11 protein-coding genes are annotated in these 18,089 nt (G+C 48.2%); 3 read left to right on the top strand and 8 right to left on the bottom strand.

Annotated features, from left to right (window positions below):
* Positions 1-61: 61 nt before the first annotated feature.
* Entirely contained in the window at positions 62-3,031 is a 2,970-nt protein-coding gene (locus tag DW947_RS05605; protein ID WP_005827042.1) for a PEP/pyruvate-binding domain-containing protein, read from the top strand.
* Position 3,032: 1 nt separating this feature from the next.
* Here the strand turns inward: DW947_RS05605 and DW947_RS05600 are convergent, their stop codons facing one another.
* Positions 3,033-4,100 carry a metallophosphoesterase gene (locus DW947_RS05600; RefSeq protein WP_044467338.1) on the bottom strand — a complete coding sequence of 356 codons (1,068 nt, stop codon included), beginning with the start codon at positions 4,098-4,100 and terminating at the stop codon, positions 3,033-3,035.
* Between the two features lie 70 nt (positions 4,101-4,170).
* Between DW947_RS05600 and menA the strand changes: the two genes are divergently transcribed.
* A complete protein-coding gene (gene menA / locus DW947_RS05595; RefSeq protein ID WP_005827044.1) occupies positions 4,171-5,082 on the top strand; it encodes a 1,4-dihydroxy-2-naphthoate octaprenyltransferase in 912 nt (303 codons plus the stop codon).
* Positions 5,083-5,128: 46 nt separating this feature from the next.
* Here the strand turns inward: menA and rfbB are convergent, their stop codons facing one another.
* From rfbB to DW947_RS05580, 3 genes are all read right to left on the bottom strand, one after another.
* A complete protein-coding gene (gene rfbB, locus DW947_RS05590) occupies positions 5,129-6,271 on the bottom strand; it encodes a dTDP-glucose 4,6-dehydratase (RefSeq protein ID WP_005827045.1) in 1,143 nt (380 codons plus the stop codon).
* 87 nt (positions 6,272-6,358) lie between these two features.
* The gene (gene rfbA, locus DW947_RS05585) at positions 6,359-7,231 is read right to left on the bottom strand and encodes a glucose-1-phosphate thymidylyltransferase RfbA (protein WP_005827046.1); all 873 of its coding nucleotides are present in this window, start codon (positions 7,229-7,231) and stop codon (positions 6,359-6,361) included.
* 364 nt (positions 7,232-7,595) lie between these two features.
* Positions 7,596-8,090, bottom strand: a complete 495-nt coding sequence (locus tag DW947_RS05580) for a metallophosphoesterase family protein (protein WP_005827049.1) — start codon at positions 8,088-8,090, stop codon at positions 7,596-7,598.
* 155 nt (positions 8,091-8,245) lie between these two features.
* Here DW947_RS05580 and DW947_RS05575 point away from each other — a divergent pair, with 155 nt between their 5' ends.
* Positions 8,246-10,306, top strand: coding sequence for an RNA degradosome polyphosphate kinase (locus DW947_RS05575; protein ID WP_117963474.1), 2,061 nt, complete (start codon positions 8,246-8,248; stop codon positions 10,304-10,306).
* A 27-nt stretch (positions 10,307-10,333) separates the two neighbouring features.
* On the opposite strand, the gene DW947_RS05570 is transcribed toward DW947_RS05575, so the two are convergent.
* Genes DW947_RS05570 through dcuC form a run of 4 tightly spaced genes read right to left on the bottom strand, consistent with a single transcriptional unit; the run spans position 10,334 to position 17,975 of the window.
* Positions 10,334-12,361, bottom strand: a complete 2,028-nt coding sequence (locus DW947_RS05570) for a glycoside hydrolase family 97 protein (protein ID WP_081027257.1) — start codon at positions 12,359-12,361, stop codon at positions 10,334-10,336.
* A gap of 29 nt (positions 12,362-12,390) precedes the next feature.
* Entirely contained in the window at positions 12,391-15,423 is a 3,033-nt protein-coding gene (locus DW947_RS05565; protein ID WP_022401144.1) for a M14 family zinc carboxypeptidase, read from the bottom strand.
* The gene (gene iadA, locus DW947_RS05560; protein ID WP_009037984.1) at positions 15,420-16,565 is read right to left on the bottom strand and encodes a beta-aspartyl-peptidase; all 1,146 of its coding nucleotides are present in this window, start codon (positions 16,563-16,565) and stop codon (positions 15,420-15,422) included. The genes DW947_RS05565 and iadA overlap by 4 nt, the downstream gene beginning before the upstream one ends.
* A 15-nt stretch (positions 16,566-16,580) precedes the next feature.
* Entirely contained in the window at positions 16,581-17,975 is a 1,395-nt protein-coding gene (gene dcuC, locus DW947_RS05555; RefSeq protein ID WP_022401143.1) for a C4-dicarboxylate transporter DcuC, read from the bottom strand.
* Between the last annotated feature and the right edge of the window lie 114 nt (positions 17,976-18,089).

The following is an 18,089-nucleotide window of genomic DNA, read 5'->3' as shown; positions in this document are numbered from 1 at the left end:
ATCCGAATAGGTTCGATTTCTATTACTTTTGCCTTCCGAAACCAACAAATCATGAGAAGCCATGCTCAGTAAGTTCAAATTAAACCAGCTCTATTTCAAGGACACACAGTTTGCCAACCTCATGACACGGCGCATTTTCAACGTCCTTCTGATAGCCAATCCTTACGATGCTTTCATGCTGGAAGATGACGGCCGCATCGACGAAAAGATATTCAATGAATACACTTCGCTCTCCTTGCGCTACCCTCCCCGTTTCACGCAGGTTTCCACTTGCGAGGAGGCGCTGACACAGCTGTCCTCCATCTCTTTCGACCTCATCATCTGCATGCCGGGCACGGGAGACAACGACAGCTTCGACGTGGCACGATACATCAAAAACCTGTATGAACAGATTCCGATGGTGATACTTACCCCTTTCAGCCACGGCATCACCAAGCGTATTGCCAATGAAGACCTCAGTCCCTTTGAGTATGTGTTCTGCTGGCTGGGAAACACCGACTTGCTGGTTTCCATCATCAAGCTGATAGAGGACAAGATGAACCTGGAGCACGACGTCAACGAAGTGGGTGTGCAGCTCATCCTGCTGGTGGAAGACGGCATCCGCTTTTACTCCTCCATCCTGCCCAATCTGTATAAATTCGTATTGAAGCAGAGCCAGGAATTCTCTACTGAAGCACTGAATGCCCACCAGCGCACACTGCGCATGAGGGGACGTCCCAAAATTGTACTGGCACGTACCTATGAAGAAGCCTTTGGCATCTACCAAAAATATAAGAATAATATATTAGGTGTCATCACCGACGTACGCTTCCCCCGCGTAGAACGGGGCGAGAAGGACGGACTGGCCGGTATCAAGCTCTGTGCCGCCATCCGCAAGGAAGACCCGTTTGTACCCCTTATCATACAGTCCAGCGAATCGGACAACGTAGCGTATGCAGCCAAATACGATGCCGCCTTCATCGACAAGAATTCCAAAAAGATGGATGTGGACCTGCGCCGTATTGTATCAGACAATTTCGGCTTCGGCGACTTTATCTTCCGCAACCCGGACACGCTGGAAGAGATTGCCCGCGTAAAGAATCTCAAAGAGCTGCAGAACATTCTTTTTGCTGTTCCGGCAGAATCATTCCTTTACCACATCAGCCGCAACCACGTCAGCCGCTGGCTCTACTCACGTGCCATGTTTCCCGTGGCAGAGTTCCTGCGGCCCATCACCTGGAATAGCTTGCAAGACGTGGATGCCCACCGTAAAATTATCTTCGAGGCTATCGTGAAATACCGCAAGATGAAAAACCAGGGAGTAGTGGCAGTCTTCAGGCGCGACCGCTTTGACCGATACTCCAACTTTGCCCGTATTGGCGACGGTTCGCTGGGAGGCAAGGGGCGCGGACTGGCTTTCATCGACAACCTGGTGAAGCATCACCCCGAGTTCGAAGAGTTTGAGAATGCCCGTGTCGCCATCCCCAAGACCATCGTGCTCTGTACCGATGTGTTCGACGAGTTTATGGATACCAACAATCTGTATCAGATAGCCTTGTCCGATGCCGACGATGACGTCATCCTGCGCTACTTCCTCAAAGCAAAGCTGCCCGACCGCCTGGTGGAGGACTTCTTCACCTTCTTCGACGTGGTGAAGTCGCCGCTTGCCATCCGTTCGTCCTCGTTGTTGGAAGACTCGCACTACCAACCCTTCGCCGGCATCTACAACACCTACATGATTCCCTATCTGGACGACAAGTACGAGATGCTGCGCATGCTGAGCGATGCCATCAAGGGAGTATATGCTTCGGTCTACTTCCGCGACTCGAAGGCATACATGCAGGCAACGAGCAACGTTATCGACCAGGAAAAGATGGCTGTCATCCTGCAAGAGGTAGTGGGCAACCAGTATGGTGACCGCTACTACCCCAGCATGTCCGGTGTGGCACGTTCGCTCAACTACTACCCCATCGGCGACGAGAAGGCAGAAGAAGGTATCGTCAATCTGGCGCTCGGTTTAGGTAAATACATCGTGGACGGTGGCATGACGCTCCGCTTCTCGCCCTATCACCCCAACCAGGTGCTGCAAACCAGCGAAATGGAGATTGCCCTCAAAGAGACTCAGACCCGCTTCTATGCCCTCGACCTGCGCAATGCCGGTCACGACTTCTCCATCGACGACGGCTTCAACCTGCTGAAACTGCACGTCAAAGAAGCGGAAAAGGACGGAGCACTGAACTACATAGCCTCCACCTACGACCCTTACGACCAGATTATCCGCGACGGGCTTTATCCCGGCGGACGCAAAGTCATCACCTTTGCCAACATCCTGCAACACGACGTATTCCCCCTGCCACGCATCCTGCAACTGGCTTTGAAATACGGAGAGCAGGAGATGCGCCGTCCCGTAGAGATAGAGTTTGCCGCCACCATGAGCCGCGAGAAGGACAAAACCGGCACCTTCTACCTGCTGCAAATCCGCCCGATAGTCGACACCAAGGAGATGCTGGATGAAGACCTTACCGCCATTCCGGACGACCAGGTACTGCTCCGTTCCAACAACTCATTGGGACATGGCATCATGAACGAGATACATGACATTATCTATGTGAAGACAGACGACTATAGTGCCTCCCACAACCAGGAGATTGCCTGGGAGATAGAGAAGCTGAACCAGCAGTTCCTGGACGAAGGCCGCAACTATGTCCTTGTAGGTCCCGGACGCTGGGGTAGCAGTGACACCTGGCTCGGCATCCCCGTGAAGTGGCCGCACATCAGCGCTGCCCGCGTGATAGTGGAAGCCGGACTGACCAACTACCGGGTAGACCCCAGCCAGGGAACCCACTTCTTCCAGAACCTGACCTCCTTTGGAGTGGGATACTTTACCATCAACGCCTTTATGAATGACGGCGTATACAACCAGGAATTCCTGAATGCACAGCCTGCCGTACACGAGACGAAGTACCTGCGGCATGTACATTTCCACCAGCCAATGGTGGTAAAGATGGATGGCAAGAAGAAACTGGGAGTGGTGCTGATGCCCGAAGAATAAATCAGTCCGTCAGCCGGTGCAGCACAATCATCACCACCTCTGCGGGAGCAAACATGCGGATGGCTTTCTGCGAAGTGCCGATGCCGTTGGTGACAATCATCGGGATGTTCTTTGAGTTGTACTTCAGCCCGGAGAGGAACCGCTGCCCGTAGTGCGAGGGGACTATCGGTGCATAAAGCCCGAACAGCGTCACCTGCCCGCCATGCGTGTGTCCGGCCAGGATGAGATCGGAGTTTGTCACCGGGACGTCCTCGGCATAGTCTGGCGTATGCGTCAGCAGGATTACGAAATCGTCGGGCGAAAGGCCGAGTGTGGGCGATGTGCCGTTCTTGCCCAAGTCGAAAGGATTGCGCACGCCCGCCACAAGAATCCGCTCGCCGCCACGCCGCAGGGTGTCCACCTTATGCTCCAGCAGATGCATGCCATAATGCCTCATTTCGCGCACGATGTCGTCATAGCAAGCCTCGTAGTCATTGTTGCCAAGCACGGCATAGGTGCCCAACGGCGTCTTCACTTGCGCCAGGGCAGCCATGACGGGCGGCACGTACTGGCAGCCTTCGTGAAAGTCGCCGCCAATCAGCAGCACGTCGGCCTTCTGGTCTATGAGCAGGCGGACCAGGTCCTTCAATCCCTCCTCCTTCAGCAGGCTTTTGTAGTGCAGGTCGGAGACAAAGGCGATGCGGAAGCCCTCGAAGGCGGCAGGCACGTCGCGATGCGTGAAGTCGTACGTCTTAATGCGGCTGACGCCCTTATAGGCCGAGCCTACGTGGGTGGTTTTCGATGTGATTCTTGTACCTCGCTGCACAATTACCTTTTGTACCGGTGCCGTTTTCTTTATCTGCTGTTTCTTTACCTCGCCCTTCGCCGGCTGGCGGCGGACATTACGCAAATCAGACTGGTCAAAGGTGAACATCGGCGAAAGGCGGGCGGGCAACCCGATAGTATCGCCAAGCTGCGTGCTGTCTGCCTGCATGACTGACTGCGGCAACGACACGGTAATCATCCGCTTGGAACGGCAGGAAGACAAGAGCAGCAGAGAAAGAATGGATATGTAGACTAACTTCTTCATCATAAGTGGGTACAAATATAGGGATTTTCAGTATTTTTGCTGGCAGATGCCGAACTAAATTGGAACTACGATGAACGAGATTAAACAGAATTCACCCTACGCATGGTTTCTCGCCGCCCGCCCCAAGACGTTGACGGGAGCCATCATCCCGGTATTGCTGGGCAGTGCCCTTGCCTTCAGCGACGGACAGTTCAAGACCGCACCCGCCCTGCTGTGCGCCCTCTTTGCCTGCGGCATGCAGATTGCCGCCAACTTTATCAACGACCTCTTCGACTTCCAGAAAGGGACCGACCGTCGGGAAGACCGGCTGGGGCCGCAGCGCGCCTGCGCCGAAGGTTGGATTACGCCGGCAGCCATGAAAACCGGCATCGGCATCGCACTGACACTGTCGTGCCTGGCAGGGCTGGCAGTGCTGTTCACCGTCTGGGGGCAGCTGCCCCACGGAGGCTGGGAACTGGTGGTGCTGGGCGTGGTGTGCATACTGTTTGCTTTCCTCTATACCACGCTGCTCTCCTATCGGGGCTGGGGCGACGTACTGGTGCTGGTGTTCTTCGGCTTCGTGCCCGTATGCGGCACCTACTACGTGCAGGCCTATACGCTGAATATGGATGTGGTGGTGCTGTCGCTCGTCAGTGGCCTCGCCATAGACACCTTGCTGATGGTGAACAACTATCGCGACCGCGAGCAGGATGCCGTGAGCGGCAAGTGTACGCTGGTGGTACGCTACGGCAAGAAGTTCGGTGAGAATATGTATCTGGCACTGGGCATCGCCGCCGTGCTGCTCTGCTTCTGGTTTGTCTACACGGGCAAGCTGACTCCGCTGGAATTTATCTGGGCTCCCTGCGTCTATCTCTATATGCACGCACTGACGTGGCGCAAAATGATACAGATAGGTAGCGGTAAAAAGCTGAACAGCATACTGGGCGAGACGTCGCGCAATATGCTGTTCTTAGGATTACTGTTAGCGGTGGCGCTGAATTGAGAGGTTAGAGGTTAAGGATTAGCGGTTAGACCCTAATCCCTAAACCTTAACCTCTACCTCCATACATCTGTTCGTAATACTTCTGATAATCACCGCTGGTCACTTCTTCCACCCACGGCTGGTTGTTCAGGTACCATTCAATGGTCTTGACGATGCCGACCTCGAACTTCGTCTCCGGATACCAGCCCAGGGCATTGGTAATCTTTGTGGGGTCGATGGCATAACGCTGGTCGTGACCTAGGCGGTCTTTGACGAAGGTGATAAGGTCTTCGTTTATCCAGCTGATGTCAATCGTGCCGTCGGCGGCTTTTACTTGTTTCTTCAGCACTGCACGGTAACGGGGTTCTTCCTCCATCAAGCGGCGGACGGTGGCAATAGTCAGCTTCACGATTTCAAGATTGGTCTTTTCGTTGTGACCGCCTACGTTGTAGACTTCGCCTTCCACACCCTCGCGGACAACCAGGTCGATAGCTTTGCAGTGGTCTTCCACGTAGAGCCAGTCACGCACGTTACTGCCGTCGCCATAGACGGGGAGGTTCTTGCCTTCGAGAATATTCTTGATGATAAGCGGAATCAGCTTTTCGGGGAAGTGATAAGGACCGTAGTTGTTGGAACAGCGGGTGATAGTGACGGGCATCTTATAGGTATCGTGATAGGCCATCACTACCATATCGGCACTCGTCTTGCTGGCGCTGTAAGGGCTGTGCGGGCAGAGCGGGGTTTGCTCTGTGAAGTAGCCTTCGGCACCAAGTGAGCCGTAAACTTCGTCGGTAGACACTTGATGGTAACGAACGCCTTTGCGCCAAGTGGGATAACCGGACTCGTCCTTACCCGTGACCCAGGCACGGCGGGCGGCATCGAGCAAGTTTTGTGTACCCAGGATGTTGGTCATCAGGAAAAGCTGGGGATTCTCTATGCTACGGTCTACGTGGCTCTCGGCAGCAAAATTCACTACGTAATCGAATTTATACTTGGCAAACAGTTCGTCGGCAAGCACGCGGTCGCAGATGTCACCTTTTACAAAAAAGCAACGTTCATCGTCAATGTCATTGGCAATGGTGCCCAGATTGCCTGCGTAGGTCAAGGCATCCAGTATCACCACTTTAATATCATTATGTTTTGCCAGGATATATTTAATATAGTTGGCGCCGATAAAACCGGCGGCACCGGTTACGAGATAAGTCTTCATGAGAATTAAAAATTATAAATTAAAAATTAAAGTCAGCGGGCCTTTATAGGAGAACTATTCTCCTTCTCTTTTTGGGGAACAAAGAGTTCATCGCTTCGATTCAGCCAGTTCCATCAGGTATTTGCCATATTCGGTCTTGCCAAGCTGTTCACCCAAGCGATACAGCTGGTCTACATCTATCCAGCCCTTGCGCCAGGCAATCTCTTCGATACAGCTCACGCGGAAGCCTTGACGGTTCTGGATGGTGGCGACAAAATTGCTGGCTTCCAGCAGGCTGTCGCAATTGCCGGTGTCGAGCCAGGCAAAGCCACGGCCGAAGAGCTCCACTTTCAGCGTGCCCTCGTCCAGATAGAGACGGTTGAGGTCGGTAATTTCGTATTCGCCGCGAGCAGAGGGCTTCAAGGAGGCGGCTTTCTCTGTCACGGTGGAGTCGTAGAAGTACAGTCCGGGGACGGCATAGTTGCTTTTAGGATTGGCAGGCTTTTCTTCCAGCGAGACGGCTTTGCCGTTGGCATCAAACTCCACTACACCGTAGGCACGGGGGTCCTTGACGTAATAACCAAAGATGCAGGCACCCTTGTCTATGGAAGCGGCACGCTTCAGCATGGCGGAGAAGCCTTGACCGTAGAACATGTTGTCGCCCAGAATAAGGCAGCCCGGTCCGCCGTCCAAGAACTCTGCACCCAGCACAAAGGCTTGTGCCAGTCCGTTGGGATTCTCTTGTATCTTATAGGAAAAGGACATACCGAGTTCTTCACCGGTTCCCAGCAGCTCGCGGAACATGGGTAAGTCACGTGGAGTAGAGATAATAAGCACTTCGCGAATTCCCGCCAACATCAGTGTAGAGAGCGGGTAGTATATCATCGGCTTGTCGTAGACGGGCATTATCTGCTTGGAGATAGCCTTGGACAACGGATAGAGACGAGTGGCACTGCCACCTGCAAGAATAATTCCTTTCATATTTCAGTTCTTTTTCGGTGATACTTCAAAATGGAGAATAAAATAAGAAGGAGGACGATGCCCCACGGCTCTACTTGCTATTCGGGTACAAAGATAATGGAAAAATTCGATTAAGTGAAGGCTTGGTTTCATCTTTTTACTTCATTGCTTTGCTTACTCCGGTACATTGTTTTGCTTACTTCAGTGCGTAACGGCCGTCACCCCTTGATGAAACGGTCTTTACCTCAGCGTGTAACGACCTTTACCAAATAGTGTAACGGCCTTTACCCAATAGCGTAACAACCTTTACATTAGCATGTAACGGCTTTTACACTATAGCGCAAGCAATCGGTAAATACAATCCATTGAAAATAAACAAACTACATCATCGGTCAGCAAGTTCTATCACCTCCAAATCTTTAAACGTTCCCCCATCAACCGCAAAGCGTACCATCGTACGCACCTTATGGAAACCTTGAATGCCCGCAGCGCCCGGATTGATGTGGAGTACATCCAACGTCTTGTCATACTTCACCTTCAGTATATGCGAGTGCCCGCTGATGAACAGCTTTGGGGGACGCACCAGAATGCTGCCCTTGATGGAAGGGTCGTAGTTGCCGGGATAACCGCCGATATGCTTCATCAGCACCTCCGCCCCATCCACCGTGAAACGGAGAATCTGCGGATAGAGCTGCCGTATCTCCTGCCCGTCAATATTGCCATACACGGCACGGAAGGGACGGAAAGCCGCCAGCTTCTGTGCCACTTCCAGCGAACCGATGTCACCGGCATGCCATATTTCGTCACAGCCCTCAAAATATTGCAGGTACTTTTCATCCCAGTAGCCATGCGTATCCGATAATAAACCAACTTTTGTCATCTTTCCTTTGTTTATTAAAACAAAGGTAATTATATTTGGGAAAGAAATCAATATGCTAATGTGATAATGTGCCAATATGCTAATTGGCTGCGCACCATCCGCGAACTTCTCTTCATTAGCACATTGGCACATTAATCACTTTAGCACATTAAACTATGGAAAACAGATATTTCAAACGTGATATCAGCTGGCTGTCTTTCAACTACCGCGTGCTGCTGGAAGCCGAAGACGATACACTGCCGCTATACGAACGCATCAACTTCATTTCCATATACTCCTCCAATCTGGAAGAATTCTACAAGATACGCGTGGCCGACCATAAAGCCATAGCCACCGGAGCCTCGCAAAGCGATGAAGAGACTGTGCAGTCCGCCGCCGAGCTGGTAGATGAAATCAACCGGGAAGTCAACCGCCAACTGGAAGACCGTATCCGCATCTACGAACAGAAGATACTGCCCGCCCTACGGAAACACCACATCATATTCTATCAGAGCCGCAACGTGGAACCGTTTCATAACGACTTCGTGCGCAACTTCTTCCGCGAAGAGATATTCCCCTATCTGGCCCCGGTACCCGTAAGCAAGGACAAGGTGATTTCATTCCTGCGCGACAACCGTCTCTATCTGGCCGTACGGCTTCATCTGAAAGGAGCTCCCGTCGGTTCTCCAAACCGCATCCAATATTTCGTGATGAAACTGCCGTACAGCAAAGTGCCGCGCTTCATCCAGCTGCCTAAGGTGGGGAAAGACTATTATCTGATGTTCATTGAAGACATCATCAAGGCCAATCTGGATACCATCTTCCCCGGTTATGAAGTGGACAGCAGTTATTGCATCAAGATTTCACGCGATGCGGATATTCTGATAGACGATGCCGCCAATACCTCCGAAATCATCGAGCAGGTGAAGAAGAAGGTAAAGAAACGCAAGATAGGCGCCGTGTGCCGTTTTGTATACGACCGCGCCATGCCCCAGGACTTCCTCGACTTTCTGGTAGATGCCTACCGCATAGACCGCCGGGAGCTGGTGCCGGGAGACAAGCACCTCAACATGGAGGATTTGCGGCATCTGCCTAATCCCAACCAAAGCGTACGTCCCATCAAGAAACCCCAGCCCATGAAGCTGACCTGCCTGGACGAACGCGAATCCATCTTCCGCTATGTGGAGAAGAAGGACCTGCTGCTGCATTATCCCTACCACTCCTTCGACCACTTCATCCATTTTCTATATGAAGCCGTCCACGAACCCACCGTGCGTGAAATCATGGTGACCCAGTATCGCGTGGCAGAGAACTCCACCGTCATCAACACCCTAATAGCCGCCGCACAGAACGGAAAGAAAGTCACCGTCTTTGTGGAACTGAAAGCCCGCTTCGACGAAGAAAACAACCTCGCCACCGCCGAGATGATGAAAGCCGCCGGCATCAACATCATTTTCAGCATACCAGGACTAAAGGTACATGCCAAAGTAGCCCTCGTGCTACGCCGCGACAAGGAAGGGCGCAAACTGACAAGCTACGCCTACATCAGCACCGGCAACTTCAACGAAAAGACCGCCACCCTCTATGCGGACAGCGGACTATTCACCTGCAACCCGGTGATTGTAAACGACCTGCACAACTTGTTCCGTACTCTGCAGGGAAAGGAAAATCCAGTGTTCCACCGCCTGCTTGTGGCCCGCTTCAACCTGATTCCTGAACTGAACCGCCTCATCAATCACGAAATAGAACTGACCCGGCAAGGCAAGCAAGGACGGATTATCCTAAAAATGAATGCCCTGCAAGACCCCGCCATGATAGACCGCCTCTACGAAGCCTCGCAAGCCGGTGTAGAGATAGACCTCATTGTCCGCGGCATCTGCTGCCTCATCCCCGGGCAGGAGTACAGCCACAACATCCGCGTGACACGCATCGTGGATACCTTTCTGGAACATGCCCGTGTGTGGTACTTCGGCAACGGCGGCGCACCCAAGCTCTTCCTCGGCTCGCCGGACTGGATGCGGCGTAACTTGTACCGCCGTATCGAAGCCGTCACCCCCATTCTGGACCCGGACTTGAAGCAAGAGCTCATCGATATGCTATCCATACAACTGTCGGACAAACGGAAAGCCTGCTTTGTGGACGACCGGTTGCGAAACCGCTGGAAGTCGTCGCGACCGCAAAAGGAGAAGGTACGGTCGCAATATAGCTTTTACGAATACTTGAGAGAGAAAATATAAACAACTCTGCCCCAATATACCTCCGGCTCAACTGTCTTTTATAGGACACAGACGTACGGCAGTTCCTCCACTACGTGCTTGCCGAATGGTGAGGGTATCACTATAAGTCACTTCGCGCTCTTCTATAAGTATAGCAGCAGGACATGTCTCATAATCGGCCTCAGGAGCATCACGATAAATAGTAGCCAGATATCTTTTATCTGTATCGAGAAAAGACAGACTGATATTAGCCGTTCGTTCCTCATCTCCCGTGATACTGCCTATATACCAGCATCCCTCTCCTTTATCACAACGGGCAATAGTAACATAACTGCCAATGCATGCTTCCGGCACCACTGTTCTGCTCCAATCTGTAGGACAAGATACTATAAAATTAAAAGGTTCCGGATTAGCCTCGTAATTCTCTATTTCATCCGAAGCCATTTGTAACGGTGAATAGAGCACCACAAACAGCGCCAATTGTTTGGCCAGTGTGGTATGTACACGTGTCTGTGGCATTACATCGTTAACAAACCGAAACGTCACCGGTGTAAAGTCCATCGGGCCTGCCAACCCACGAGTGAAAGGCAATATTACGGTATGAGAGGGAGGATTTCCACCATCTACATCCCAAGCGTCCCATTCTTGTCCACGTACTCCCTCTTGTGTCATCAGATTAGGAAAAGTACGCTGCAAACCTGTAGGAATCACCGGTTCATGATTATCAATACAGATACGGTGACGGGCAGCAGCCTCTATTACCTTGCGATAATGAAGTACACCAAACTGACTGCTATGATATTCTTTCCCATCAAGCAAATCGCCCACATAACCCGTTTTTACTTGATGCACACCATATTTCTCATAGAACTTGAAACCATCTTCCATCTGATTTTCATAATTGGAAACATTACCGCCAGTTTCATGATGTCCTATCAAAGCTACTCCTTTGCTACGCCCATAATCAGTAATACGTTGTATATCAAAATCGGTATAAGGTTTTGTGAAACTAAACTTCCAAGTAGCCCAGTCTTCATTCCACCCTTCCACCAGTACACCTCCCAGGTTATTGGCAGCAGCAAAATCGATGTGACGCATTGTATTCTCTGTTGTGGCCCCATGATGGGGACCGGCATGCCAGGTGTTATGCTTCATGTGATAAGTCCACCAAATTCCAATATAGCGCATAGGTTGTATCCAGGAAGTATCGGTTATACGACAAGGTTCATTAAGATTTAACATGAGACGGGAAAGAAGCAAATCACCGGCAGATTCAGCCACTATCATTGTACGCCAAGGAGATACACGGGTATCGGTAACACGTACTTTCTCACCTGTACTCCAAGGTGTAAGAGCCGCACGTAATGTAACCGTTTTATTATCTTCAACTTGTTCAACCGGCTTCAAGTTCATGGCAGCATAATCTGTAAGATTTGCTTCATGAATAGCCAAATAAAGGCTATCTGTTGTCTCAATCGTCACCGGAGTGCTTACCCATCCCATCTTACTAAGAGTTTTTTTCTCAAATAAGGCCTCGTAAAAACGAACTCCTTTCACTGGAATACTCCAAGCATCATAATCTGCAGGAAAAACGAATTCAGTCACTTCGTCATCAATAAGAAACTCTTGTAGCTGTTGCTGGCGCGGGAACTCATACCGGAATCCCATCCCATCATCAAAAAGACGAAAAATAATATTCAGTTCCCGCTCCAACGATGTTTCTTCCTTGAGGCATACCCTCAATTCATTATAATGATTTACAATTTCAGCCTCTTCCCCCCATACTGGTTGCCACACATCATTATGCGAATCATGCTTAACCTCTTTTAGAACGAAACCAGTCAAAAGATCTGGCGCATCCTTCAAAACCAATCCCAGACGTGAAGGAAGTAAAATATTCTTCCCCGCATGTCTTAAACAATATCGGGGAGCACCTTCTTCATCAAGTGTAAACTCTAAAGAAAGTTTTCCATTTGGAGAGGTCAACTTGATATGTTCCTGCTGGCATGAAATCATCCATAGGCCTAAACATAAAGCAAGTATAATCTGTAGCGTTTTTTTTAGTTTCATAGTCATTACCGAATTTAATTTTATATATCCAATTCTTATTTTATAAGTCTACTGACAAACAGTCCCTTTCCTTCCTCAGCCGGAATAACACAGAAGTTTACGAAACCACAGACAGACTCCGGTTCAAGCAACGTGGCAACCAAATTTCCTAAAGGTTGTGCCAAAGGTACCAACCAACTACCTATTGGAAGTTCTACATTATCTTCATAGACATCCGTTTCTACATTTACCGGATGAATCCCCTCCCATTCCTTCTCTGCACGATACAGACGGGTTACTTTATAACGCTCAACTTTTGCTTTTTGTACACGGGTAACCTGCTCAATGTGTACACCCAACGCTCGAAGCTTACATACTGCTTCTGTACAGGGAGCATCGAGCAGATAAGCCTTAGGGCGAGTACGCATCAATTGAGGTGTTGCCTGCATGGCATCAAGGGTTGGCAGTTCAGTCTTAAACAGTTCATTGGCCTTATAATCGATAAAAGAGACTACATGACGTACAGTATCCGAAGTGAAAGTAACATATATCGGTTCAGTAGCTTTCAAGGTGCGCTTCCTGGCTTGTTCTATCTTACGTTTAATTGAAGCACGATGTTGCGCAGCAGTAACCAACGTTTGCCGTGCCACCAAGAAACCGCACTCACTACGACGTGCAAAACACTCCGGTCCCAATCCAATACCTCTTATTTCGACAAAAAGCGATACAGCCCCCGTCAATGCTTGAAAAGTAGAACTGGACTGCGGACTTTTGGCACCTTTTACAAGAACAAGGGAACCATCTGCCACACGAGGAGTAAAGTAGAAACCGGAAGCATAACCGGCACTATTTAAAACGACCTCTGCCTCACGACGAAAAAGTTCTTCAGACAGCGTACGTAAAGCTAAAGGCGCATTAAGATGTCCTGTAGGTAAAAAAAGTACATCAGCAGCATTTGCTGTCGGCACTCCACGTAATAAGTTAAACTCACGACGTAAAGGTGTATATTCATGAATATCAAGAGCTACGTCCGGATTCCATTGCTGATAGGACTGCTTCAACAGCAAAGTGACAGCATCCTCTAATTTGCTCTGATCGCGATTCAAATCGTAACCATCGGCTGAACGACGTTGCTGAATGGCATAACCATCAACATTGGCTATAGGAACCAAAGCCACAGCTATATGATTCAGCAATTCACGTCCTTCTTTTTCACAAAGTAAGTAACGGACAAGCATGCATACAGCCTCAGCACCTGCCGGCTCGTTACCATGCAGTGCCGCTTGAATCCATACCCTTACCTTCTTCTTGTCGGGAGTACCCAAATAAAGTACCGGAATGGTACGTCCTTGTTTGGTAACACCAATATTCTCCATATATGCCAAACCCGGAGAACGTACAACCAATTGTTGTAAATAGTCCTTTATCTCATCAACCGATGCCAATCCGCTACCGTAAGGTTTACTTAGAGTAGGTGTCTCACGGTCAAATTTGGGGTCAGGATAGAAACTTGCAGTTACTCCGGCAGGTTGCTTCGACTGATTTCTATTCCATAACACAAGATTAGCTAATACCACTTCTTGTGCTATCCTCTGTAAATAAAGAGCCGTTTCAGACGGTAGACCTGCATAATAATCGCTGCTAAAAGGCTCACCAAAAAAAATTGCATAAAAGACACAAGCCGCCAGATAACTGCCTGCAGGACTAGGGTGGCTGCCATCAGAATTATACAACTGCAAACTTGGACACTCTCTACGTACACGTCTCCATGCCTCACCCACAGGAGCACAATAAGCATCAAGGACATCAGCCATTTCCAAATAGTTTTCCGTAAGTTGCTGCTGCATTCCTTCATAAGTATCATTATTACGCCCCCATGTCATATAACAGACACTTTTTCCTTTTGGGGCATAAAGACGGCGTAAACTATCTAACTGCGCCGCAGGATGGAATACATTCTTCTTTACCCATTCCTTTTCACGAGTAGGTGCCTTGCTCTGTTCCTGCATCACCATATAATCCCATCCTCCTTCACGAATCGCCTCTAATGTTTGCGTATTGGCTGCATGCTGTCTCAAGTACCAACCAGGGTTAGCAACCTGGCGCACTGATATTTTTTTTCCACATGAGGATGCTAACGATTGGACTTGCCATGGCAAACGATTAAAAAAAGTATAGCTGTTACCTATAAAAAGTACCCGTAAAGAATCTGTCGTCAATAATGGCACAGCTTGTTTCCCCATAGGGACAGCCTCATGCCCGATGCCGCACTCTTCTATCTTGCGCCAATGGCATTCCCAACCACGGGATGCAGCCAACTGGTGAATATAAAGCCAGAAACTACGCCCACGCTCCATACGGTTTCGTCCTTGTCGTTCAGCTTCAGGAGTCTTGCGTAGAAAAGACTCACGTATCGTATCTCCCAAAGCCAGCTGTAGTATGATAGGTTTTGACAAGTATTTTTTTATCTGTTCAGATGAAATATAGGGGATACCAGCCGTACCATAAGGATATGTCTGGGCCAAATCAGGAAAAGTATACCAACCGGGAGAACTTATAATAGCTTTTTCCACATAAGGACTATCGTGAAAAAGCATGAAACGCTGTACGAATTGCCCACCAGCAGAATGACCATAAATCATATATCCTTTGCGCATGCTTCCCGTAAATTGACGCACATATTCAAATAGTTTATCAACCAACACTGGTGTAATTTTTTCGGGAGCATTAGCTACTGTATGGGCAGCATTCATCACCCCCACCTCCTGATAGTCTGCCAAAGGATAAGATTTCAAATCAAAGTGAGGTATAAAAAGCATAAAACCCTTTCTCTCCGCTTCTTCTTTCCAACCGTCCAAAAGATAACGATAGCCGCGGTCTCCTCCTTCAAAGACAAATACAATAGGCATTTGTTTAATATCCCCCTGGGAAGGTATATAATAATGTACATCTACCGGGCGATCGGCAAAAGGAGGGTATTGACTATAAGTGAAGAAATGTTCACCTCTTGGCCTTTCCAAAGTCTGTTTCGCTATTGCAGATAAACAAATACAGAGGAATCCAATATAAAATATAATCAGCTTCTTCATAATTCGTACCTTCCCTTCTTTACTATTGTACCATCTTGCATTACAAATTTACCACGGGCAATGACATCTGTAAGCTGCAAATCTTCCGCCAAAAAACACAAGTCTGCATCTGCTCCTTGTGCCACAATACCTTTAGCTCGTAATTTCAGATTACGAGCCGGATTGGATGTTATCAATGTAATCGCCTGTTCCAATGGTACCCCCTCCTCATTGACTAATGCAACTACCTCCTTGAAATTTAAATTCAAAGGAGCAGGACGATAAGTTATTTCTCCAGTTTCAGGATTCACTCTGCGTACGCCACCATGGCCATCACTAGAAAAAGTAATGCGATCAAGGGGGACACCAGCTCGCAATGCACGTATCACACAACGATGGGGAGTATCAAACTTTGAGCCACCAGTCGAAAAATCAATCATTCCACCTAATTTACCAAATTCTACAGCCTGCATAAAAAGAGCTTCAGTACGTATCAGATGAGTAGGAGACAGATAAGATATCAGTGTAGGATAGTGACGAGCAATATTGAGTAAGGGCTCAATACCTTCCGGAAGTGCTCCCAAATGAATGTGGAGAATTCCTCCTTTACCAGATGTAAATCCCCCTAAACGTACCTGATGTATAATACGTAATATCTCTTGCTCTGTCGGAAACGGACTACGGTCATCACTCATCGCCAGCTTACAGCCAATAACTTTATCTATGAAGATAAGATCGTCAGCCACACTATTCATCAATGTTTTGGTAGGCAATCCGTAATAACTTGTCAGCATATAAGCCGACAATCCGTCATCGTCAATAGCTTTGGCCTTGGCATAAAGCGTAGTAAGTTCTTTGGCAAATCCATCAGTACCAAGCATACCCAATACAGTAGTAGTACCACATGCCACCAGTTCGCTCATAGTCACCTCGGGGACTAATGAGGCATAACCTTGTTGCCCTCCTCCACCAGTAATATGTACATGCTGATCTATAAATCCCGGAGTAACAATTTTACCTTGCACGTCAATAGTATGGCAAAATGATTCATTCAGTTCAATTGTCTTTGAAATATGCGCAATCTTTTCTCCGCATAGCAAAATGTCTGTTTTACCAAGATAGGCAGGAGCATATAAATTTGCATTCTTTATCAATGTAAACATAGCTGTCGATTAATTTTAGAAAGTGATAAGATGATAAAGTATCAAGAAAACAATTCCTCCTATTAAAGGAAATGTATTACGCCTTGCCAACTCCACTGATGACACACCGGCTACCCCGGCAATGGCAACAATGACTCCGGCAATAGGAGATGCGGCACGTCCCATGCTTGCCGCCAACTGCAAAGGAAGTATCAATGAAAAAACCGGCAAACCAAGCTGAGTGGCTATACCCGGCAATAAAGGACCAAATGAAAAAAAGGCTGCATTGCCACTTCCCATCAGCATGGCAGCTCCAAAAATAATGAGAGTAAAGATTGCGGCAATAGCTAATCCCGAAAGTCCGATATGAGAGGAATAACCCACCAATGAATCAATAAATCCCAAACCAATCAGTCCTTTAGAGAAAACTTCTGAAGCTACAATCAATGTTACAACTGAAGTAAACACATTTCCCATGCCTTTCCAAAAACTTGCAAAAACGTTAAAAGTAGTACGCACACTACGAGTATGAAACAACACAAATACCAATGATAAGAACAGAGAAAAAAGCATAGCAGTAGTGGTACCCAATGTTACAGTAGGCTGAAATAGTCCCACAAAAGGTGAAAAGAAAATGAGAAGAGCCAAAGGTAATACCGGGAGTAGCGCAAAAGCCAATGGAACATCCGGTTTTTCTACTAATGAGGTTGCAGTCACATTTGACACCTGCAATATGCCATCCTGCTGTTTCTTTGCATCTTTTTTATCAAAATAACGGTTATTGAAATAGAAGAGTACCATTACAACCAAGGAAGTAGGAATTACTAAAGGAAGTTGATGAGTGATGAAATATTCCACATTGGATTGTCCTATCAATTCGGCAGCCATAGCAGTATTTGCCGACCCCGGTCCCTGATCAAATAGAGTAGCAGCGGCAATGACTGACAATGCTGTAAGTTGGCTTACTCCCAAACTAATTAAAACAGGATAAACCGAAGCCACAAGCAACAATCCTAATCCGGCAGCTGAAGGAGTAGTAATAAAAAGTAATTGTCCAATAGGAATAACTATAGTAGCCGCCAAATAAGGATAACGTCGAAAAAGACCTAATGGCTTCATGGAAATATAGACCAATGCATTAGTAGCCTTTATGTTATTCATGAAAGCTACATAACCGCCAATTGTCATTATCATAAACCCTGCACGCGCCAAATTAGAAAGAAAAACTTCCTCTATCATCCTTACCAAATCAAACACCACCATTCCCGTAGCTTCACTAGGTACTACCGAATGCACTTGCATGAAAAAAGCAGCTGTAAGCATTAATAAACCGGAAAGCATCAAAAGACCTTGAGGATTGAGCTTACGATAAAGACCTACCGCTGTAATCCCTACCATAAGAAGACTAAAAATGAAAGCCAATTCGGACATGATGTATCAAGATATTAAGTTTTTGTTTTCTTTTGAATATATGAATCTAAATCAGATATAAACACCGATATATACAAAGCCGTTTATATGCGGTATTTATATCTGACTATTATC

It is taken from the genome of Bacteroides sp. AM44-19 (assembly GCF_003603395.1).
Lineage (GTDB): Bacteria > Bacteroidota > Bacteroidia > Bacteroidales > Bacteroidaceae > Bacteroides > Bacteroides uniformis.
The sequence above is the reverse complement of the archived record's forward strand: the minus strand, read 5'-3'. Positions and strand labels throughout refer to the sequence as shown.